Raw genomic sequence first — 20,582 nt, forward strand, 5'->3', positions numbered from 1 at the left:
ATGGCCGCGCCGTTCGACCGCGTGCGCGCCTATGTCGACCAGAAGCGCGAGGGCGAGGCGTCGTTCGGCGACGTGGTGGCGCTCGCGGAGATCACGGCGGATTCGATGCAGGCCTTCTTCGCCAGCATCGACACAGCGATCTACAAGGAGCTGCGCGACATCGCGGACTACATCACCCGCATGCGCTCCGAGATCGCTCTGCTGCAGGCGGGCGAGCTGCAGGCCGACCGCCTGCCGAGAGCCGGCGAGCATCTCGGCGCGATCGTGGTCGCGACCGAGGAGGCGACCAACGCCATCATGGAATGCGCCGAGGACATCCTGGCGGCCGCCGGCGCGGACGACGCGACGTTCCGCTCGGTCGTCAACGACAAGGTGATGGCGATCTTCGAGGCCTGCTCCTTCCAGGACCTGACCGGCCAGCGCATCGCCCGCGTGATCGAGACGCTCGAGCACATCGAGAAGCGCGTCGGCCGCTTCGCCGCGGCGGTCAATCCGGGGGGCGAAACCGAAGCCGTCGCCGAGGACGCCCGCGAGCGGCGCGCCCGCGAGCTGCTGCTGAACGGCCCGCAGGACCGCGGCGTCGCCATCGCGCAGGACGACATCGACGCGCTCATGGCGAAGTGAGGCGCCGCCCCGGCGGCGTTCCGCCAGGCCCGCGCCCTAAGGGCGCGGGCTGACGCGGCCGATGGCGCCTTGACGCTCCGCGCGGCGGCGTCCATCACGGCGCGCCGCCCGGGAGCCGCCATGCCGCTGTTCGCGATCCCCTTTCCGATGATCGACCCGGTCCTCGTCTCGGTCGGACCGATCGCGATCCGCTGGTACGCGCTCGCCTATGTGGCGGGGCTGTTGATCGGCTGGTGGTTCGCCAAGCGCCTCGCCGGAAACGACGCGCTGTGGGGCGTCGTCCGGCGCCCGGCGCCCGAGCAGATCGACGACCTCATCCTCTACGTGGCCTTCGGCGTCGTGCTCGGCGGCCGCATCGGCTACGTGCTGTTCTACAACCCCGGCTACTACCTCGAGAATCCGATCGAGGCGCTGCAGGTCTGGCGCGGCGGCATGAGCTTCCATGGCGGTCTCGTCGGCGCGTCGCTCGGCGTCGCGCTGTTCGCGCGCGCGCGCGGCCTGCCGGCGATGCCGATCTTCGATCTCGCCTCGGCGGTCGCGCCGATCGGCCTGTTCTTCGGCCGGCTCGCGAACTTCATCAACGGCGAGCTTTACGGCCGCGTCACCGACGTTTCCTGGGCGATGGTGTTCCCGCATGGCGGGCCAGAGCCGCGCCATCCGAGCCAGCTCTATCAGGCCGCGCTCGAAGGCCTCGCGCTGTTCATCCTTGTCCAGGTCCTCGTGCGCTCCGGGGCGCTGAAGCGTGCCGGCCTCGTGGGCGGCGCCTTCCTCGTCGGCTACGCCGTGTGCCGCATCATCGGCGAGGAGTTCCGGGAGCCGGACGCGCAGATCGGCTTCCTGCCCGGCGGCTTCACCATGGGCATGGCGCTGTCGGCGCCGATGCTCGCGCTCGGCCTCGTCGTGATCGTCCTCGCGCTGAAGCGCCCCCGTCCGGCATGACGCCGCTCGCCCGCGAGATCGCCGCGACGATCGCGCAGGACGGGCCGATCACCGTTGCGCGCTACATGGCGCTCTGCCTCGGCCACCCCGTCCACGGCTACTACGCGACCCGCGACCCGTTCGGCGCCGGCGGCGACTTCGTCACCGCGCCGGAAGTGAGCCAGATGTTCGGCGAACTGCTCGGGCTGTGGTGCGCCGAGGTCTGGCGGCGCATGGGGGAGCCGTCGCGGGTCGCGCTGATCGAGCTCGGGCCGGGCCGGGGAACGCTGATGGCCGACGCGCTGCGGGCGGCGAAGGTCGCGCCCGGCTTCCGCGAGGCGATCACGGTCGCGTTGGTCGAGACCAGCCCCACGCTGCGCGAGATCCAGCGCAAAACGCTGGAGCCAAGCGGCGCCCACGTCCGCTGGGCCGCGACGATCGAGGAGGCGCTCGACGCCCCCCTCCCCGCGCTCGTCCTCGCCAACGAGTTCTTCGACGCGCTGCCCGTCCGCCAGTTCGTGCGGACCGAGGCCGGCTGGCGCGAGCGGCTGGTGGGGCTCGCGGACGGCGCGCTCGCCTTCGGGCTCGCCGCCGAACCGCCGGCCGACCTGCCGCTGCCCGAACGGCCCGCTGGCGCGACGCTCGAGCTCAACCCCGAGGGCCTCGCGGTCGCGGCGCGGATCGGCGCCCATGTGGCGGCCCATGGCGGCGCGGCGCTCGCGATCGACTACGGCGAGGGCCGTTCCGCCGGCGACACGCTGCAGGCCGTCCGCGGCCATCGCTTCGTCGATCCGCTCGGCGATCCGGGCGAGGCCGACCTGACGGCGCAGGTGGATTTCGGCGCGCTCGGCCGGGCCGCGCGCGGCGCCGGCGCCGCCGTGACGCCCCTTCTCCCGCAGGCCGATCTGCTGGAGCGACTCGGCCTCGCCGCCCGCGCGACGGCGCTCAAAGCCCGCGCGACGCCGGCGCAGGCGGAGGCGATCGACGCCGCCGTCCTGCGTCTCACCGACCGGGCGCCGAAGGCCATGGGCGCGCTGTTCAAGGCGCTCGCCTTCGCCGATCCTCGCCTCGGTCCCCTCCCCGCCTTCGATTAAGGCCCCCTGACGGAGCAAGCCCCGATGACGTCAGCCGTCCCGACCGTCCAGTCCGAAGCGCTCGGCCGTCTGAACGGCGTGCGCCACGCCTTCTTCACCCGCCAGGGCGGGGTCTCCTCCGGCCTGCTCGCGAGCCTGAACGGCGGGCTCGGCGCCGAGGACGACCCGGCCAACGTGCATGAGAACCGCGCCCGCATGGCCTCCGCGCTCGGCCTCACGCCGGGGACGCTCGCGCTGCCGTGGCAGGTGCACTCCGCGGATGTCGCGGTCGCGACCGCGCCGTGGAGCCGCGAGGAGGCGCCGCGGGTCGACGCCGTCGTCACCGCGACGCCCGGCCTCGCCGCGGCGGTGACGGTCGCCGACTGCGGGCCGATCCTGTTCGCGGACGCCGAGGCCGGCGTGGTGGCGGCGGCCCATGCCGGCTGGCAGGGCGCGTTCAAGGGCGTCGCGGAGGCGACGCTCGCGACGATGGAGACGCTCGGCGCGCGGCGGGAGCGGGTCACGGCCGTGCTCGGTCCCTGCATCCGGCAGGCGAGCTACGAGGTCGGACCCGAATTCACGGCGCGGTTCGTGGCCGCCGACGAGGACAACGCCCGCTTCTTCGAGCCGTCGGGCAAGCCCGGCCACGCGCTGTTCGACCTCGCGGCCTACATCGTGGCGCGGCTTCGGGCGGCGGGCGTCGGGACGGTGGACGACGTCGGCCTCGACACCTACGCCGACGAGCAGCGCTTCTTCAGCTACCGCCGCGCCACCCATCGCGGCGAGGCCGATTACGGCCGGCTCGTCGCCGCGATCGCGCTCGCCTGAACGCGTCCGCGTTAACCCGGCGTGCGCCGCGAGCGATGTAGTCATGCGTGCACAAGAGGCCGGCCGCTGTTGAGGCCATCTGGAATTGTTGTTAAGAGCCGCACGGTTTTCCGGCCTCCCGGCCGCGTGATGACCGGGCGCTTGATCAGGGTAGCAACGGAATGAAGGTCGTCGCCGGCAACTCCAATCGCGCGCTCGCCGAAGCTATCGCGGCGTATCTCGCGACCCCGCTGACCCGCTGCAACGTGCGCCGCTTCGCGGACATGGAGGTGTTCGTCGAGATCCTCGAGAACGTGCGCGGCGAGGACGTCTTCGTCGTCCAGTCGACCTCGTTCCCGGCGAACGACCATCTGATGGAGCTGCTGATCATCATCGACGCGCTGCGCCGCTCCTCGGCGCGCCGCATCACGGCGGTGATGCCTTACTTCGGCTACGCCCGGCAGGACCGTCGCTCCTCCGGCCGCACCCCGATCTCGGCCAAGCTCGTCGCCAACATGATCACCCAGGCCGGCGCGGACCGGGTGATGACGCTCGACCTGCACGCCGGCCAGATCCAGGGCTTCTTCGACATCCCGACCGACAACCTGTTCGCCGCGCCCGTGATCGTGCGCGACATCAAGGAGCGGCTCGCGCTCGAGAACGTCATGGTGGTGTCGCCGGACGTGGGCGGCGTGGTGCGCGCCCGCGCCATCGCCAAGCGCATCGGCGCCCAGCTCGCCATCGTCGACAAGCGCCGCGAGCGCGCCGGCGAGAGCGAGGTCATGAACGTCATCGGCGACGTCGAAGGACACGCCTGCATCCTGGTCGACGACATCGTCGATTCCGGCGGCACGCTGGTGAACGCCGCCGACGCGCTGATCGCGCAGGGCGCCAAGGAGGTCCACGCCTACCTGACCCACGGCGTTCTTTCAGGCGGCGCGGTGGCGCGCATCACCGCGAGCCGCATCAAGGAGATGGTCGTCACCGACTCCATCCTCGCCACCGAGGCCGTGCGGGTGGCGAAGAACATCCGCGTCGTCTCGATCGCGACGCTGATCGGCGAGGCGATCGCCCGCACCTCGTCGGAAGAGAGCGTCTCGAGCCTGTTCGACTGAGGCGATCCGGCGGACGACGCGCGGTGGAGCTACGCCGCCAGCGCGATGCACGTGTCGACCACCACGAGCGGCACGTACAGCAGGGCGACGCCCGCGTAGTGCGGCCGGCGCTTCGCGAAGAACGCGACGAGCGGCAGCGCGATCATCGGCAGGTCGACGAGGGACGCGAGCGACATCAGCGGCGCGTCGTAGAACGCGGCGTTCGCGACGAAGCCTAGGATGAGATACGACGACAGGCACAGCAGCGCGTAACGTCCGTTCGTTTCGTAATATTGACGAAGTCCGAGCTGCTCGTCCTCGCTGCGGCTGGGCAGCAGAAGGGCGGCGGACAGAAACAGCATCATCGTCAGCAGCGAAACCCAGTCCGGCGGCGAGACGCGGCGAATCCGGAAGACGGTGACGAGGCCAAGCAGGAGACGCGTGACCGACAAGCCCAGCACCATCGACAGAACCGTCGCAATGATGGGAAAGTTGGCCAAGGGCGTCTCCGCGGCGGCCGCCGTCCGGCGCGCCCCGTCTCAGGGGCTTCGGATCGCGCGGCCTGCGACCCGACGCCCGAACGACGAGCCATCGGGATAGGCGCTAAGCCCGCCTGCGACAACACTTTCTTCAGCAGCGACTTGTATAGTTTGCGATAACATTTCTGTCGCGCCTTCTAGGTCACCGTATGCTCAAGGTTGTCGGCTGTTTCGTTGAGGACCACGACCTCCGGCTGGTCCTCCTCGCCGCGCTGATCTGCGCGGTCGCGGCGGTGGCGACCATCAAGCTGCTGCGGCACGCCTTGCTCCAGGACAGCCGGATGCGCGCCGTCTGGCTCGGCGTGGCGGCGATCGCCGGCGGCTTCGGCGTCTGGGCCACGCATTTCGTCGCCATGCTCGCCTTCTCGCCGGACGCGCCCAGCGGCTACGACGTCTCGCTCACGGCGACGTCGCTTGCGCTGGCGATCGGCGCGACCGGCGTCGGGCTCGCGGTGGCGAGTTGGCGCGGCGTCTACGCCTCGATCGGCGGCGCGATCGTCGGCGCCGGCGTCGCCGCCATGCACTTCACCGGCATGGCGGCGTTCGAGATCGCGGGCCGGATCGACTGGGACATGGGGCTCGTGGCCTGGGCGATCGGCCTCGGCGCGACGCTCGGCGCGATGGCGTTCGCGACCGCTCTTCGCAACGACAAGCGCAGCGTTCGCCGGGAGCTCTACGCCGCCGGACTGCTGGTGCTCGCCATCTGCTCGCTGCACTTCACGGCCATGGGCGCGCTGACGATCACGCCGGATCCGCGCATCGTGATCCCCGAGAACTCTCTGCCGACGACCTGGATCGCGGCGGCGGTGGCGACCGTCAGCCTGCTCATCCTGCTCCTGGCCACGGCGGCGCTGCTGCTCGACATCCGCGACCTCCGCCGTCTGCAGCGGGAAGCGGAGCGGATGCGCAGCCTGTCGAACGCCTCCGTCGAAGGTCTGCTCGTGGTGCGCGACGGCGTCATCGTGAACGCCAACGAAACCTTCGCGGCGCTTTCGGGGGTTTCGACCGAAGCGCTCGCCGGTCAGAAGCTCGCGGCCTACCTGCCGGGGATCGACGCGGCGGCGATCCTCGCCGGCGCCTCGATCGAGGGAGACATGCTCGGGGCCGGGGGCGCCAGCCTCCCGGTCGAGATTCTGGCGCGAAGGCTCGACGACGCCCCGAAGCCGCTGGTCGCCGTGGCGGTCCGCGATCTGCGCGCGCGGCGGAAGGCGGAAAGCGACATCTACTTTCTGGCGCATCACGACCCGCTCACGGGGATCGCCAACCGCTCGACCTTCCATGAGAGGCTGGACCGCGCCCTAGAGTCGGCGAGGGAAGCCGGCGGCCAGGTCGCCGTGCTGGGCATCGACCTCGACCGCTTCAAGGACGTCAACGACCTGTTCGGCCACGCCGCCGGCGACGCCGTGCTGCGCCAGGTGGCCGAGATCCTGCGCGCGGCGGTTCCCGCGGGAGATTGCGTGGCGCGGGTCGGCGGCGACGAGTTCGCCGTGCTCGCCACGGTCGCGAACCCCGACGAGGCGGAGGCTCTCGCCCGCGCGATCCTCCGGCGCGCGCAAGGCGGGCTCGATCAATCGGGCGACGGCTCGATCGGCCTCAGCATCGGCGTCGCGATCTTCCCGCGGGACAGCGGCGAGCGCGAGACCCTGCTGTCCTACGCCGACATGGCGCTCTACCGCGCCAAGCACGAGGGCCGCGGGCGCTGCTGCGTCTTCGAACCTGCGATGAGCGCCGAGCTGCATGACCGGCGCCTGCTGGAGCACGAGTTGCGCGGCGCGATCGGCCGAGGCGAGCTTGCGCTCGCCTTCCAGCCGCAGATGGACGTCGCCTCCGGCGCGATCGTCGGCTTCGAGGCGCTCGCCCGCTGGAGCCATCCGATCCGCGGCCCCGTCTCGCCGGCCTTGTTCATTCCGCTCGCCGAGGAGAGCGGCGCCATCCTCGAGATCGGCGAATGGGTGCTGCGCCACGCCTGCCTCGAGGCGGCGGGCTGGGCGAGCCCGCTGACGATCGCGGTCAACGTGTCGGCCGTGCAGCTGCACTCGACATCCTTTTGGGACCAGGTGCATCGCGCGCTGTTCGAAACCGGGCTGCCGGCCGCGCGGTTGGAGCTTGAGGTCACCGAGACCGCGCTCATCCGCGACCTGCCGCGCGCGCTCAACACGCTGCGGCGGCTGAAGGCGCTCGGCGTGCGCATCGCCATGGACGATTTCGGCACCGGCTACTCGTCGCTCTCCAACCTGCGCGCCTTCCCGTTCGACAAGATCAAGATCGACGCGTCCTTCGTGAAGTCGGTCGACGGCAACCCGCAGGCGGCGGCGATCGTGCGCTCGGTGCTGGGCCTCGGCCGCGGTCTCGGGCTTCCGGTGCTGGCGGAAGGGGTGGAGACCGAAGCCGAGATGACCTTTCTTCGCGCGGAGAACTGCGCCGGCGCGCAGGGCTACCTGTTCGGCCGGCCGGGCCCTATCGAGAGCTTCGCGAGCGTCACCGGCCTCGCCGGCGCGCCCGCGGCGGGCCACACGCCGCCCGAACCTGCGACGGGCGCCGAGGCGAATTCCTTGCAGACGGCCGCGTAAGCGGCGCTATGTCCGCCGCGCCGCGGACGGCGGGCGGCCGGTGATGCGGCGGAACAGACGAGCGAAATGGCTCGGGCTCGCGAAGCCGACCGCCGCGGCCGCCTCGACGACGTCGGCGCCGCCGCGCAGCAGCGCCTCCGCCCGCGCGATCCGGCGCTCGGTGACGAAGCCCAGCGGCGAGACCCCCGTGGTTTCGCGGAACACCCGGTGGAAATGGCCGGACGACATCTCGGCGATCGCCGCAAGCTCCGCGATCGCGAGCGGACGGTGGAGATGGGCCTCGACGAAGGCCGTCACCCGCTTCAGCCGCCACGGGGCGAGCCGCGACGCGGCCTGGGCGGGCGCCGCGGCGTAGCGGCTCGCCATGTAGCGACCGAGCGCATAGGCCAAGGTCTCTCCATAGGCGGGATCGAGAACGCCGGCTGACTGCTGCGCGCGATCCAGCTCGCAGACCAGCGCGCGCACGAACGGGTCGTCCGCATTGCTGAACGGCGCGAAGACCGGCGGCCGGCCTTCGAAAACCGAGGGCGCCAGCGCGACCGACGCCCATTCGGCCTCCACGTCCTGAAGCCGGATCCGGCGTTCGCAGTCCGGCGGCGCCAGCGACACCGCGCCCGCGAAGTCCGTCCCATCGTAGCGGTGACCGCAGTCCGAGCGCACCTCGAGCCGCCGCGCGCCGCCCCGTAGCGTCACCAGCAGGATGAGGTCGGCCGAGCGTGTCACGCCCTCGACCGATCGCGTCAGGGCGCGCCGGCCGGCGTCGAACCGCCCGCCGGGCCACACGGCGCTGCGGCGGTCGGAGGCTTCCGGCTCGTGAACGCGACGGTACATCGTCGTATGGCCCATGATCAGCGCAAACCCTCGGCCGCGCCTGCGGATTCCGTCAGGATCCCGGCTGCCCGGTCAGGATCGCGCGCGCGGCGGCGTCCGACAATAGTCTAGTTCGTACGGGCTCGCCGAACATCCCGAGGATCAAGCCCATGGCCCCCCGCCCGCTCGCCCCGAACCGCCGCGCCTTTCTCGGAGGGTCCGCCGCCGCGCTCGCGGCGGCGACGGTCGTCACGCCCGCCGCGCTGACGGCGTCCCCCGCCGCGGCGCAGAGCGCCGCAGGGCCTGCGCTGACGCGGCGCATCCCCTCCTCGGGCGAGGAGATTCCCGCGGTCGGGCTCGGCACCTTCCTCGCCTTCGACCTGACGCCCGGGCAGAAGCGCGAACACCTGTTCGAGGTCACGAAGCGGTTCTGGGAGGCGGGCGGCCGCGTGGTGGACACCTCCCCGCTCTACGGAACCGGTGAAATCACCACCGGCGACGCCCTGATCGCGATCGGCGCCAACCAGCAGGCCTTCGTCGCCAACAAGCTGTGGTCGACCGGCGAGTTCCTCGCCGACGACAGCCACGCGGTCCGCAGCCTCGACCAGAGCCTCGGCCGGCTGTGGCGCGACAAGATCGACCTGATGCAGTGCCACAGCCTCGTCAACGCCGAAGTCATGATCCCGCTGATGCAGGCGTGGAAGAAGGAGGGCCGGATCCGCTACGTCGGCGCGACCCATTACGAGAACCCGCATCACGCGGTGCTCGCGAGCTGGATCGCCCGCGGCAAGCTCGACGTCGTGCAGGTGAACTACTCGATCTTCAACCGCGCCGCGGAGGAGACCGTGCTGAAGGAGGCCGAGGCCCGCGGCTGCGCCGTGCTCGTGAACATGCCGTTCGAAAAGGCGCGGCTGTTCAAGGCGGTGGAGGGCCAGCCGCTGCCGGCCTTCGCAAGCGAGATCGGCGCCGCGACCTGGGCCGCGTTCTTCCTGAAATGGGTGCTTGGCCACCCGGCCGTGACCTGCGTCATCCCCGCGACCTCGGACCCGGAGCACGCCTCCGAGAACATGGCCGCGCTGCGGGGGCCGCTGCCCGACGCCGCGATGCGCGCCCGCATGGCGCGGCACATGGAGACGATCCCCGCCTTCGCCGAGATCGGCAAGCAGCCGTGGTATCCCGGCAAGCGCTATCCCGGCCTAATCGCCCGGGCGCAGGCCGCGATCCGCGCGCGCGGCTGACCGGTCTCGGCGCCGGCGACGCTGCGACCCAGCCTCCCAGGACCCATGGTTTCGTCGAGGGCGACGGCGGCGTTGATCCGCACATGGCGGACACGCGACGACTGACGGCGGCGCGCGTCATCGGCCTACCGCACCGAGGGGTAGTCGCCCGCCGCCAAGGCGGTGCAGCCCGAGAAGAACGTCAACGTCGTCTCGATCGCGACGCTGACGGCGAGGCCAGCGCCCGCACATGGTCGGAAGCGTCAGAGCCAGGCCTGTTGATTGAAATAATCGATCGAAATCTTCACCCCCGCTCGTTACTTCGCCATACGGGACATCGTGCGTAATGATACTTAGCCAAAATTTTACTATTATTTTAATTATCAGCGCCAGCTTCGCTCAAGCGACGAAAACTTTTTCCGGCGTTGTCTTGCCGGGGTCGCCAAGAATTCTCCCACTGAGTGAGAACGATGACGCAATTCCTGTCCTCGACGGCGCAACGCACGCTTGAGGCGTTCGACAGATCACAAGCTATGATCGAGTTCGAACTCGACGGCACGATCATCACCGCCAACGAGGCGTTTCTCCGCGCCGTCGGCTATCGGCTGGACGAGTTGCGCGGCCAGAAGCACGCGATGCTGGTCGCCGCGTCCGAGCGCCAGAACCGAGAGTATGTGGAGTTCTGGGAGCGCCTCCGCCGCGGAGAGTTCGTTCGCGCCGAGTTCCGGCGGATCGCTTCGGGCGGCCGCGTGATCTGGCTGCAGGCCTCCTACAACCCGGTGTTCGACCGATCCGGCAAGCCGACCAAGATCGTGAAGATCGCGTCCGACGTCACCGAGCAGAAGACCCGCGCCGCCGAGCTTGAAAGCCAGCTCGCGGCGCTCGACCGCTCCACCGCGGTGATCCGGTTCGCGCCCGACGGCGAGATCCTCGACGCGAACCGCAACTTTCTCGACGCCGTCGGTTATGACGCGGCCGAGATCAAAGGTCGCCATCACAGCATGTTCATGGAGCCGCCCGCGCGCGCCGGAGCCGACTATGCGCGGTTCTGGGACGCGCTGCGAGCGGGCGTGTTCCAGTCCGGCGAGTACAAGCGCATCGGCAAGGACGGCCGAGAGATCTGGCTCCAGGCCACCTACAATCCCGTGCTGGACGCCGACGGCCGCACCGTCAGAATCATCAAGTTCGCCACCGACGTGACCGAGGCGGTGCGCGAGCGCATGCGCCGCGAGACGATCGTCCGGCAGATCGAGCGCGAGCTCGCGGAAGTGTCGCAGGCCGTGACGAACGCCCGCGACGAGGCTGCCGGCGCGGCCTCGGCCTCGGCCGAGACCTCGTCGAACGTCCAGTCGGTGGCGGCCGGCTCCGAGGAGCTCGCCCAGTCCGTCCAGCAGATCAACGCGCAGGTCGACACCGCGCTGTCGATCTCCACCAAGGCGGTCGGCGAGGCGGGACGCGCCAACGAGATCATGGTCGGCCTGTCGGAGACGGCGCGAAAGATCGGCGACGTCGTCAAGCTCATCAACGGCGTCGCGGAGCAGACCAACCTGCTCGCCCTCAACGCGACGATCGAGGCGGCGCGGGCCGGCGAGGCCGGCAAGGGCTTCGCCGTGGTCGCGAGCGAGGTGAAGAGCTTGGCGAGCCAGACCGCCCGCGCGACCCAGGACATCTCCGCCCAGATCGTCGCGGTCCAGGCGTCGACGCAGGAGGCGGCTGACGCGATCGGCGCGATCGGCGCGACCATCGGCCAGATCAACGAGATCTCGTCCGGCATCGCCTTCGCGATGGAGCAGCAGGCCGCGGTGACCCGCGAAATCGCGGTCTCCATGCAGACCGCGGCGCTCGGCGTCAGCTCCGTGACGCACAGCATGAACTCGATCTCGGGCGCGACCCAGCAGATCGACGCCGCCGCCCGCAACGTGCGCGAGGCCGCGGTTTCGATGATGTGAGAGGGCGGCGCCTCCGCTCGAAGCCCCGTCCCGGGCGACCGGCCTCAGCGCCGGCCGCGGCGTGGCTCCGCCTCTTCGGCCTCATAGGCCTCGTAGAGCGGGACGTCGGCGTTGACCCGCACGCGGCGGACCCGCGACGGCAGCCGGCGCGACGTGAACTCCGGCGGGAACAGGCCGGTCCCGTCGTCCTCCAGCAGCAGCCGCGGCCCGCGGGTGACGACGATCTGGTCCGCGGACCCCGGCAGCGCGACCTGCGGGCCGTAATAGGCCTCCGCCGCGCGGGTGACGCGATAGCGCTCCACCGGGCGCTCGCGAAGACCGCGCTCCGGCGGATCGGCGGCGAGCGCAGGAGCCGCGCCGAGGACGACACTCACGAGCAAGACGCCGCCGACGCGCATGGGCCAAGGTCTCCGGGACAGACTGCCCGGAGACATGGCGCGCGGCGGCGGCGCGGCGAGTCCGCGCCTTAGCGGATGTTCATGCAGTTGGCGTAATAGGTGACCGGCGCCGGCCAGTCCGAGAACACGGCGCGCACGCCGACGTCGCGGGCGAGCGCGTCGATCACGCGCATCAGGTCGCCCTCGCGGCTGACCGCCCGCTCGATCGTCTGGTAGTAGAAGTCGCCGTCGAGGTCGGCGAGCCGACCCGAGCGCTCCAGCGACCAGGCGATGATCTCGAGACCCGCCGCCTTCGCGTTTTTGGCCGCGCGCGAGGCGACGATCTCGTTGCGCCCGTTCACGTCGAGCAGCGCGAACACCGGCGGCGCCCAGATGCGGATGCCCTCCCGGCGATAGTTCTCGAGCTCGGACGCGCTCGGCAGGTCGGCGACCGTGTTGGCGTCGTCGAGATAGACCGCCTGTCGGCCGAAGGCGGGCTCGTTGCGGATCCAGTACAGCACGTCGTTCTTGTCGAAGGACTGCGGGAACACGTCCCGCGGCTTGACCCCCGCCGCCCGGTACTCGTCGATCAGCTTCTGCGCGTAAGCAGCTTGCGTGAAGCCGCGGAACGGCATCGGAACCACCGGGCTCTTGAGCTCCGGCGTCATCTTCACGCCGAGCTCCTTGAACAGCTCGATGCTTTCGCGATGCGTCATCAGATGGCCGCTGGTCGGGCCGGAATAGAGGTCGGTGCGCCAGGCCGGCGTGCCGCCGACGAACTCCTCCGGTGTCCGGGCGCCGCGGTCGAAGGCGTCCATCTTGCCGCGCAGCGTGCGGAACTCGGCCAGCGTGATGTCGCTGGTGCGGCACTCCGCGCTCGCCGGCGTCACCAACGCGCCGTCCGGCCCGAGCACGGCCGGCGTGAACGGCTTGGTGCATTTCGCCGCCAGCGGCGTCAGCAGGATGTTGGTCGTGGTGTGCAGGTCGTTCTGCGCGTGGCGGCAGACGAGCTCCAGATCCTTGGTGAAGGCGACGTCGCATTCCAGCACGCCGGCGCCCATGCGCGCCGCAGCCACATAGGACTCGCGGGTGTGCTCGGGAAACTGCAGCGGCGCGCCGCGATGGCCGATCGAGAAGTCGCTCGGCCGCAGCCGGTTCCCCTCGCAGCGCTGCAGCCGACGCTTGAGCGGGCCGTTGGCCATGTCCTCGATCAGGAAGAACGGCCGCGGCCCCACCTGCACATCGGCCACGGCGCCGCCCGTCCGCGCCGCTTCGTCCGCCGCCGCGCCGCCGGCGCCGAACAGCGCCGACGCCCCGAGCGCGCATGCGAGCCCAAGTCCCACGATCGTCCCGCGCATGAGTTTCCTCCCCGCCGCCGCGCTGATCCGTTACGGCCGGGACGGTAGCGGCGCGCGCTGACAGATGCGTGACGGGGGAGTGATGTCGCGAGGCGCGCCCCTACGACGGCCGGAACGGCGCGCACGCGTCACACCGTCGCCGCCGTCATGCTTGGCGAAGGCCGGGCATGACGGCGGATTGCACGGGCATTAGCGACCGGCTTTAACCCTTCTCGGACGTCCATAAGGCACCGCGTGAAAGACCGCGTCGCGCCCCAAATGCTGACATTCAACGACATTCGGGGCGTGCCACTCACTGTTGCAATCTTTGGCATGTGTCGCCGGTAGTCCAAGTGCAAGTCCTGCACGAAAAAACGTAGCAACCTCTTCCCGATCTCTGGAATTTCGGTGCGCCGAAGCCTATAGTCTGTTTAACGGTCATTTGCGTTGAGACGCGTTACGCGGAGAATAGGATTGGCTTGTCCCCGAGGGGCTGCGTCGCCGGACACACATACGCAACGGCGATTATTCGCTGCATCCGGCGGCTATTGCCAGAACCCCGCGTGCGAGCGCGAACTTTTCGTCGATGCGGCGGGCAAGTCTATCCATGTCGCCGAAATGGCGCACGTCTTTGCAGCCAATGACGATGGCCCGCGCGCCAAACCGCAGATGAGCAAGGCCGAGCGCGGGGCGTTCGAAAACCTGATTATGCTGTGCGCGGTCTGCCACACCATGATCGACAAGGCACCGGATGCATATCCGGACGACGTGATCCGGGGATGGAAGCGGGACCATGCCAAAAAGCTTCAGAGCCTGTTTGGCGTGACCGAGTTTTCTGATCGCGGTGCGGCTCGCGCAGTGGTCGCGCCGCTGCTCGATGAGAACCGCGCCATCTTCGAACGCTACGGTCCGCATATCGAGGCAGCGCAAAACCCGGAGAGCGGCGCGGCGGAAACTTGGCGACGGAAAATGCTGACCAGAATTCTCCCGAACAGCAATCGTATCATTGCCCAGCTCGACGCCAACCGAGCGCTTCTTGCCAAGGAAGAGTTAGACGTGGTTGAGGCCTTCCGGCAGCACATCGACGATCTTGAGGCCGTTCATATCGAGGATCGACGCGAGGATGCCAGCCGCTTTCCGGCGGGCATGCAGGACGTTCTGAAGGGTTGAAATGGCAGGAAGCGTTACAGATTGGGTCGAAGCGCATATCGACGAAAATGCAGGTTTCAAGGCCGTCGGTCGCTCGGCTGAGAACTTCCTCTTAATCGAGGATGACAAAAAGTGCGTTCACCCGGTCGCGGTGATCGGTGCTAAACCGATGGTAGAGGTAGTCGATGTAGAGCCGGTGCTGGCGCATGCGAGCAAGCCCGAGTTCGTAATCAACATCCCGTCTAAGTCGATCTGGACCGGCTCTGCAATTTACTTGGTCCACGCCACGCCCGCCGGGTTCGGCTCACTTGGTGATCTGGGAAAAGCGGTTCGTCTTGGCGATCTTTCGGGCTACCGAAACAAGGAGTTCGGCTTTTTCGAGCGTGCGATTGGGCAGCATTCAAACGTCCGACAGATCACCCGTCTCTATGATCTCGTCTTCATCGCCCACCGGAAGAAAGGGCCCGATCTCACCATCGCACTAATCGACGCCTATAATCTGAGTGCCGAAGATGTACGCCACGCGCGGACCAAGTACGGAGCGTTCGACATCGCCCTGAAGATGTCGAGCTATGGCTCGGTCACTTCTGCCGCGGAGGAGGCGGCACACTCTATGGGCGCCGAGGCGATGAAGTTTCGCGACGTCATGAGCCGGTTGGGCCGATGAGACGCCGGGCGGCGGTGGCCGCACTTTGCACCCTTGCAGATGGCGTCGGCGTGATTGCCAGCGGCAGTACATGGTATCTATTCGGCTCGGTCGATCGCGAAGAATCAGGAGCTGCTGATATCGATTTGCTTATTCTGTGTTGCGATGCTGATCAGGCGGACAGGCTGCGCAACTCGATTGATCTTGATATGCTAGGATTGCCGCTCGACCTTTCGTTGATGACATATGATGAAGCGAAAGAATCTGGGGCGATTGCACTTCAGCGTGCCCGCAAGATCCATCCCGAGGCAAACTGACGAGAATCAACGCGCGGAATAATCTGTGCCCCACCCGTTGCCCGGACGCCGAAGTGCTAGGTCCCCTGGAATGTCGGCGGCGCCGCATCGCTTTAGTGTGCTACCTACCGCGTACGGAACAAAGGCTTACCGCGGTCATCGGCCCAAAACAGGAAGTTCGCTTCCGGCCGAAAACACGACATTCCAAAGTCGACACGGGAATGACCGCTGCTGGCGCGTAGGCGAAGCGCTTCCAGCTTAGCCCCAAGTAGCAGTTTGGGTTTTTTATCCTTGACACACGCTTAAAATCCCGGCACGCTCCCAAAACCTTCTCCCATCAGGAGGCGTGGCCGGAACCGGTCGTCCGCGTGGGGGTGAGGGCGGCGCCTGCGCCGTGGGCCTTTCCGGCGGCCCGCGTCCCGGGACGTCGGTCGCAGCGCAGGTTTGCGGACGGTTTGCGGGTTCTTAGCCCGCGCGTCGTCCGAACCTCGCGAAAAGCCGCCCGCCCTGCATTATGACGGGGCCGCGCCTAGACAGAGGCGCCTTAAGGCGGACGGACGCTTCGGAGCTTTTCGGAGTTCCCCGCGTCCGCCGCCGGAGAGCAGGCATGCGACCGTCGCGAAAACGCCGTGCGGGGGCGCCGGGCGACCGGTTTTCCGAAGACTACGGATGAACGGTGGCCCGGCGCCCCTGTCTCCTGAGATGTCCGCGTTCGTGCGTTCCGAGAAAAAACCCCTTGCGACGCTGCGGAGATGGTCCGCCGGCGCGCTGAGGCGTGGCTGTTCGCAGCGTGAAAAACGACGTCATGCCCGCACTTGTCGCGGGCATCCACGACTTTTGCGCGGAGCTTGGCGGCCAGAAAGTCGTGGATGCCCGGCTCAGCCGGGCATGACGAGGTGGATCCGTTCATGCCGCAGCCCGCGCTGACCCCTGTCCGCGCGGCCCGCAGGAGGGATGCAAGACGATGGCTTACGAGGTCGGGCCCATCCCCCGCTTCCGCCCGGCGCCGTTCGGCCTCGCCCGGGGACGTAAGCGCGTCGTAACCGTCCCGGAGCCGGCGGCGGACGAGACCGTCGCGAGCGCCGGCGCCGAGGCGGACGCCATCGGGCCGGAGCCCGCGGCGGCACCCGCGGCGGAGCCCCCGCCCGCTCCGGCGCCGCAGGTCGCGGTCGAGCCGCCGCCGCGGCGGCGGCTTCCGGGCGGAAGCGAGGCGCGACGGTTGCGCCAGACGCTGTCGGACGCGCTCGGCCTGTGGCGGGGCTGTGGGCTGAAGCCGTGCCGGCGGGCCAGGACCTGCGTCGGCGTGCGCGGCGGCGCCTGCCTCGCGGACCGGCCGCCGGAGCTGGAGGAACGGCTCGCCGCGTTCCGCCGGGCGCTGGCGGACGCGCCGCGCTCCGACGATGACGACTCGTGAGCGCGCGGGCCGGCGGGTCGTCAGATTGCGGGTCTTCAGATTGCTCTTGGCGGCGGTTTCTGCTAGTCGCCTGAGCGCGCGGCGTCCCACACCCCTGGAGGGGTTCGCCGCGGAAGGCCGTCCGTATCGGGCGGCCGTTTCATTTGGAGAATCCGAGATGTCCGCGACCAAGCCGCTGAAGGCCGAGTTGCGCGAGAAGGCCGGTAAGGGGGCCGCCCGCGCGCTTCGCCGTGAAGGCAAGATTCCCGCCGTGATCTACGGCGACAAGAAGGCGCCCGTGAGCATTTCGCTCAACGGGCACGAGCTGTTCAAGCTGCTGCACGCCGGCGGCTTCAAGACCACGGTGTTCGAGATCGACACCGGTCGGGCCAAGGAGCGCGCGATCCCGCGCGACTACCAGCGCGACGTCGTGTCCGACACCCTGCTGCATGTGGACTTCTTCCGCGTCACCGCCTCCTCGGTGGTCGACGTCGAGGTGCCGGTGCACTTCCTGAACGAGGACGAGGCCCCGGGCATCAAGCGCGGCGGCGTGCTGAACGTGGTGGCGCACACGGTCGAGGTGAAGGCGGGCGTCGACGACATCCCGTCGGCGATCGAGGTCGACCTCACCGGGCTCGAGATCGGCGACATCGTGCACGCGAGCGCGGTCAAGCTGCCGAAGGGCGTGGAGTTCTCGGCCGAGAACCTCGACGAGCTGACGATCGCGACCATCGCGGCGCCGACCGTCGTCGCCGAGGAGCAGGCTGAGGAGCAGGCCGAAATCGAGGCCGAGAAGGCCGCCGAGGAGGCCGGCGAGACGCCGGACGCCGAGGGCGAAGCCGCCGAGGGCGAGGCCGCCGCGGACGAGAAGAAGTCCGAGGACTGATCTCGGACGAGCGGGAGCGACCGGACCATGCTGCTCCTGGTCGGCCTCGGCAATCCGGGGCCGAAATACGAGAAGAACCGGCACAATATCGGCTTCATGGCCGTCGACCGGATCGCGTCCCGCCACGGCTTCGGCCCGTGGCGGGCGCGCTTCCAGGGCGAGGCCGCGGAAGGCGCGATCGGCGGCGTCAAGGCGCTGCTGCTGAAGCCGCGCACCTACATGAACGAGAGCGGCCGCTCCGTCGCCGAAGCCGCGCGGTTCTTCAAGATCCCCGCCGCCGACATCGTGGCGCTGCACGACGAGCTCGACCTCGCGCCGGGCAAGCTGCGGGTGAAGACCGGCGGCGGCAACGCCGGCCACAACGGTCTTCGGTCCATCACCGCCCATATGGGCAACGACTATCGGCGCGTGCGCCTCGGCATCGGCCATCCCGGCGACAAGGCGCTGGTGCATTCTTACGTGCTGAACGACTTTGCCAAGTCCGAGACGCCCTGGGTCGACGTGCTGACCGAAGCCGTCGCCGACGCGGCCGACCTGCTGGCGAAGGCCGAGGACGCGAGCTTCCAGAACAAGGTGCACCTGCGCATGGAGGCCGCCGGCTTCGGCGAGGTCGCGAAGGTCGGCGGGGCTCGCGGCTAGCTCCTCCGGCGTGCTAGACAGCCGGCCACATCACGAACCGACGAGCGATCCGATCCCATGGGCTTCAAATGCGGCATCGTCGGCCTGCCGAACGTCGGCAAGTCGACCCTCTTCAACGCGCTGACGCAGACCGCCGCCGCCCAGGCCGCAAACTACCCGTTCTGCACCATCGAGCCCAACGTGGGCGAGGTCGCGGTGCCCGATCCGCGGCTCGACGCGCTGGCCGCGATCGCAGCCTCGAAGGAGATCATTCCGACGCGGCTGACCTTCGTGGACATCGCGGGGCTGGTGCGCGGCGCGTCCAAGGGCGAAGGCCTCGGCAACCAGTTCCTCGCCCACATCCGCGAGGTCGACGCGATCGCCTATGTGCTGCGCTGCTTCGAGGACGACGACATCACCCATGTGGAGGGCCGGATCGATCCGCTCTCGGACGCGGACACGGTCGAGACCGAGCTGATGATCGCCGACCTCGAAAGCCTCGAGAAGCGGGTGGTCGGGCTCGAGAAGCGCGCGCGCGGAAACGACAAGGAGGCGAAGGAGCAGCTCGAGCTCGTCAACCGCGTGCTGCCGCTGCTGCGCGACGGCAAGCCGGCGCGCCTCGCCAAGATCTCCGAGGACGAGCGGCCGGCCTTCGACGCGCTCAACCTGCTGACCTCGAAGCCGGTGCTCTATGTCGCGAACGTGGACGAGGGGTCGGCGGTCGACGGCAACGCCTACTCGGCCAAGGTCGAGGAGCGGGCGAAGGCGGAAGGCGCGGTCTCCGTCGTCATCTCCGCGCGGATCGAGAGCGAGATCGCCGTGCTCGCCGAAGAGGAGCGGGCGGAGTATCTCGACGCGCTCGGCCTGCATGAGGCCGGGCTCGACCGTCTGATCAACGCCGGCTACCGGCTGCTCGGGCTCGTCACCTACTTCACCGTCGGCCCGAAGGAGACCCGCGCCTGGACGATCGAGCGCGGCACCAAGGCGCCCCAGGCCGCCGGCGTGATCCATTCGGATTTCGAGAAGGGCTTCATCCGCTCCGAGACCATCGCCTACGACGACTACGTCGCGCTGAAAGGCGAGGCGGGCGCGAAGGACGCCGGCAAGATGCGGCTCGAAGGCAAGGACTACGTCGTGGCGGACGGCGACGTGCTGCACTTCCGCTTCGCGAACTGACGGGAGGTCGCGCGATGGGCATGACCGAGCTGTTCGACGACGCCGCGCCGAAGGACGTTCCCACGGTCACCCTCCGCAGGCCGGACGACTGGCACGTCCACCTGCGCGACGGCGCCATGCTGAGGGCGGTCGCGCCCTTCACCGCGGCGCAGTTCGCCCGCGGGATCATCATGCCGAACCTCGTGCCGCCGGTGACGACGGTCGCCGCGGCCGCGGCCTATCGCGAGCGCATCCTCGCCGCCATGCCGGCCGGTGCCGACTTCACGCCGCTGATGACCTGCTACCTCACCGACGCGACCGACCCCGACGAGATCGAGAAAGGCTTCGCCGAAAAGGTCTGGGTCGCGGCCAAGCTCTATCCCGCCGGAGCCACCACGAACTCCCATGGCGGCGTCCGCGACCTCGTCGCGCTGGCGCCGGTGCTGGAGCGGATGGAGCGCATCGGCATGCCGGCGCTGATCCACGGCGAAAGCACCGACCCTAGCGTCGACATCTTCGACCGTGAGGCCGTGTTCATGGAGCAGAGCCTGCTGCCGCTGCTGAAGCGGCATGAGGGGCTCAAGGTCACGATCGAGCACGTCACCACCGCCGAGACGGTCGAGATCGTCCGCGCGCATGCACCCCGCGTCGCCGGCACCGTCACCCCGCATCACCTCGTGCTGAACCGCACGTCGCTGTTCCAGGGGGGCTTGCGGCCGCACTACTACTGTCTTCCGGTCGCCAAGCGCGAGCGGCATCGGCTGGCGCTGCGCGCGGCGGTGACCTCCGGCGACGCCTGCTTCTTCATCGGCACCGACACCGCGCCGCACCTCCGAAACGCCAAGGAGGCCGCCTGCGGCTGCGCCGGCGTCTTCGTCGGCGCAACCGCGCTGCAGACCTACGCCCAGGTGTTCGACGAGGAGAACGCGCTCGACCGCTTCGAGGCCTTCGCCTCGCTCAACGGCGCCGCGTTCCATGGGCTCGCGCCCAACGCCGGGACAATCACGCTCGTGCGCCGGCCCGGCCGGGCGCTCGCGGCGGTGCCGGTGGAGGACGACGAGGTCGTCGTGTTCCGAGGCGAAGAGCCCCTGCCCTGGTCGATCGCCGGCTGAGGCTGTACGCGG

20 protein-coding genes are annotated in these 20,582 nt (G+C 69.3%); 16 read left to right on the forward strand and 4 right to left on the reverse strand.

Annotated features, from left to right (window positions below; translation table 11 throughout):
• The 5 genes from PKE78_RS04870 to PKE78_RS04890 all read left to right on the forward strand — a co-directional run bounded on the left by PKE78_RS04870 (position 1) and on the right by PKE78_RS04890 (position 4,537).
• Positions 1 to 624, forward strand: coding sequence for a protein phosphatase CheZ (locus tag PKE78_RS04870; RefSeq protein WP_271199701.1), 624 nt, complete (start codon positions 1 to 3; stop codon positions 622 to 624).
• A gap of 120 nt (positions 625 to 744) precedes the next feature.
• Entirely contained in the window at positions 745 to 1,563 is an 819-nt protein-coding gene (lgt, locus tag PKE78_RS04875; RefSeq protein ID WP_271199702.1) for a prolipoprotein diacylglyceryl transferase, read from the forward strand.
• Positions 1,560 to 2,636, forward strand: coding sequence for a class I SAM-dependent methyltransferase (locus PKE78_RS04880; protein WP_271199703.1), 1,077 nt, complete (start codon positions 1,560 to 1,562; stop codon positions 2,634 to 2,636). The genes lgt and PKE78_RS04880 overlap by 4 nt, the downstream gene beginning before the upstream one ends.
• A gap of 24 nt (positions 2,637 to 2,660) precedes the next feature.
• On the forward strand, positions 2,661 to 3,443 hold the full coding sequence (pgeF, locus tag PKE78_RS04885) for a peptidoglycan editing factor PgeF (protein WP_271199704.1): 783 nt from the start codon (positions 2,661 to 2,663) through the stop codon (positions 3,441 to 3,443).
• 161 nt (positions 3,444 to 3,604) lie between these two features.
• Positions 3,605 to 4,537, forward strand: a complete 933-nt coding sequence (locus PKE78_RS04890) for a ribose-phosphate pyrophosphokinase (RefSeq protein ID WP_271199705.1) — start codon at positions 3,605 to 3,607, stop codon at positions 4,535 to 4,537.
• Positions 4,538 to 4,566: 29 nt separating this feature from the next.
• Here PKE78_RS04890 and PKE78_RS04895 read toward each other — a convergent pair whose 3' ends face one another.
• Positions 4,567 to 5,016 (reverse strand): hypothetical protein, encoded by a 450-nt coding sequence (locus tag PKE78_RS04895; RefSeq protein WP_271199706.1) that lies wholly within the window; start codon positions 5,014 to 5,016, stop codon positions 4,567 to 4,569.
• A gap of 188 nt (positions 5,017 to 5,204) precedes the next feature.
• Between PKE78_RS04895 and PKE78_RS04900 the strand changes: the two genes are divergently transcribed.
• Entirely contained in the window at positions 5,205 to 7,625 is a 2,421-nt protein-coding gene (locus PKE78_RS04900; RefSeq protein ID WP_271199707.1) for a bifunctional diguanylate cyclase/phosphodiesterase, read from the forward strand.
• 6 nt (positions 7,626 to 7,631) lie between these two features.
• On the opposite strand, the gene PKE78_RS04905 is transcribed toward PKE78_RS04900, so the two are convergent.
• Entirely contained in the window at positions 7,632 to 8,456 is an 825-nt protein-coding gene (locus PKE78_RS04905) for a helix-turn-helix domain-containing protein (RefSeq protein WP_271199708.1), read from the reverse strand.
• Positions 8,457 to 8,605: 149 nt separating this feature from the next.
• On the opposite strand from PKE78_RS04905, the gene PKE78_RS04910 reads away from it, so the two are divergent.
• Entirely contained in the window at positions 8,606 to 9,673 is a 1,068-nt protein-coding gene (locus PKE78_RS04910) for an aldo/keto reductase (protein ID WP_271199709.1), read from the forward strand.
• A 449-nt stretch (positions 9,674 to 10,122) separates the two neighbouring features.
• Positions 10,123 to 11,601 carry a methyl-accepting chemotaxis protein gene (locus tag PKE78_RS04915; RefSeq protein WP_271199710.1) on the forward strand — a complete coding sequence of 493 codons (1,479 nt, stop codon included), beginning with the start codon at positions 10,123 to 10,125 and terminating at the stop codon, positions 11,599 to 11,601.
• Positions 11,602 to 11,645: 44 nt separating this feature from the next.
• On the opposite strand, the gene PKE78_RS04920 is transcribed toward PKE78_RS04915, so the two are convergent.
• Together PKE78_RS04920 and PKE78_RS04925 are read right to left on the reverse strand one after the other, a co-directional pair.
• On the reverse strand, positions 11,646 to 11,975 hold the full coding sequence (locus PKE78_RS04920; RefSeq protein WP_271199711.1) for a hypothetical protein: 330 nt from the start codon (positions 11,973 to 11,975) through the stop codon (positions 11,646 to 11,648).
• A 92-nt stretch (positions 11,976 to 12,067) separates the two neighbouring features.
• Positions 12,068 to 13,336, reverse strand: coding sequence for a glycerophosphodiester phosphodiesterase family protein (locus PKE78_RS04925; protein WP_271199712.1), 1,269 nt, complete (start codon positions 13,334 to 13,336; stop codon positions 12,068 to 12,070).
• 453 nt (positions 13,337 to 13,789) lie between these two features.
• On the opposite strand from PKE78_RS04925, the gene PKE78_RS04930 reads away from it, so the two are divergent.
• From PKE78_RS04930 to pyrC, 8 genes are all read left to right on the forward strand, one after another.
• Positions 13,790 to 14,485 carry a hypothetical protein gene (locus PKE78_RS04930; RefSeq protein ID WP_271199713.1) on the forward strand — a complete coding sequence of 232 codons (696 nt, stop codon included), beginning with the start codon at positions 13,790 to 13,792 and terminating at the stop codon, positions 14,483 to 14,485.
• A 1-nt stretch (position 14,486) separates the two neighbouring features.
• Complete coding sequence (locus tag PKE78_RS04935) at positions 14,487 to 15,131, forward strand: hypothetical protein (protein ID WP_271199714.1); 645 nt, start codon at positions 14,487 to 14,489, stop codon at positions 15,129 to 15,131.
• Entirely contained in the window at positions 15,128 to 15,427 is a 300-nt protein-coding gene (locus tag PKE78_RS04940; RefSeq protein ID WP_271199715.1) for a hypothetical protein, read from the forward strand. The genes PKE78_RS04935 and PKE78_RS04940 overlap by 4 nt, the downstream gene beginning before the upstream one ends.
• 943 nt (positions 15,428 to 16,370) lie before the next feature.
• The gene (locus tag PKE78_RS04945) at positions 16,371 to 16,820 is read left to right on the forward strand and encodes a hypothetical protein (protein ID WP_271199716.1); all 450 of its coding nucleotides are present in this window, start codon (positions 16,371 to 16,373) and stop codon (positions 16,818 to 16,820) included.
• A 157-nt stretch (positions 16,821 to 16,977) separates the two neighbouring features.
• Positions 16,978 to 17,685 carry a 50S ribosomal protein L25/general stress protein Ctc gene (locus PKE78_RS04950; protein ID WP_271199717.1) on the forward strand — a complete coding sequence of 236 codons (708 nt, stop codon included), beginning with the start codon at positions 16,978 to 16,980 and terminating at the stop codon, positions 17,683 to 17,685.
• Positions 17,686 to 17,712: 27 nt separating this feature from the next.
• Positions 17,713 to 18,324, forward strand: a complete 612-nt coding sequence (gene pth / locus PKE78_RS04955) for an aminoacyl-tRNA hydrolase (RefSeq protein WP_271199718.1) — start codon at positions 17,713 to 17,715, stop codon at positions 18,322 to 18,324.
• A gap of 57 nt (positions 18,325 to 18,381) precedes the next feature.
• Positions 18,382 to 19,479, forward strand: coding sequence for a redox-regulated ATPase YchF (gene ychF / locus PKE78_RS04960; protein WP_271199719.1), 1,098 nt, complete (start codon positions 18,382 to 18,384; stop codon positions 19,477 to 19,479).
• Positions 19,480 to 19,493: 14 nt separating this feature from the next.
• Entirely contained in the window at positions 19,494 to 20,570 is a 1,077-nt protein-coding gene (gene pyrC / locus PKE78_RS04965) for a dihydroorotase (RefSeq protein WP_271199720.1), read from the forward strand.
• Positions 20,571 to 20,582: the final 12 nt, after the last annotated feature.

Origin of the sequence: Methylopila turkensis (assembly GCF_027922325.1) — a bacterium.
Lineage (GTDB): Bacteria > Pseudomonadota > Alphaproteobacteria > Rhizobiales > Methylopilaceae > Methylopila > Methylopila turkensis.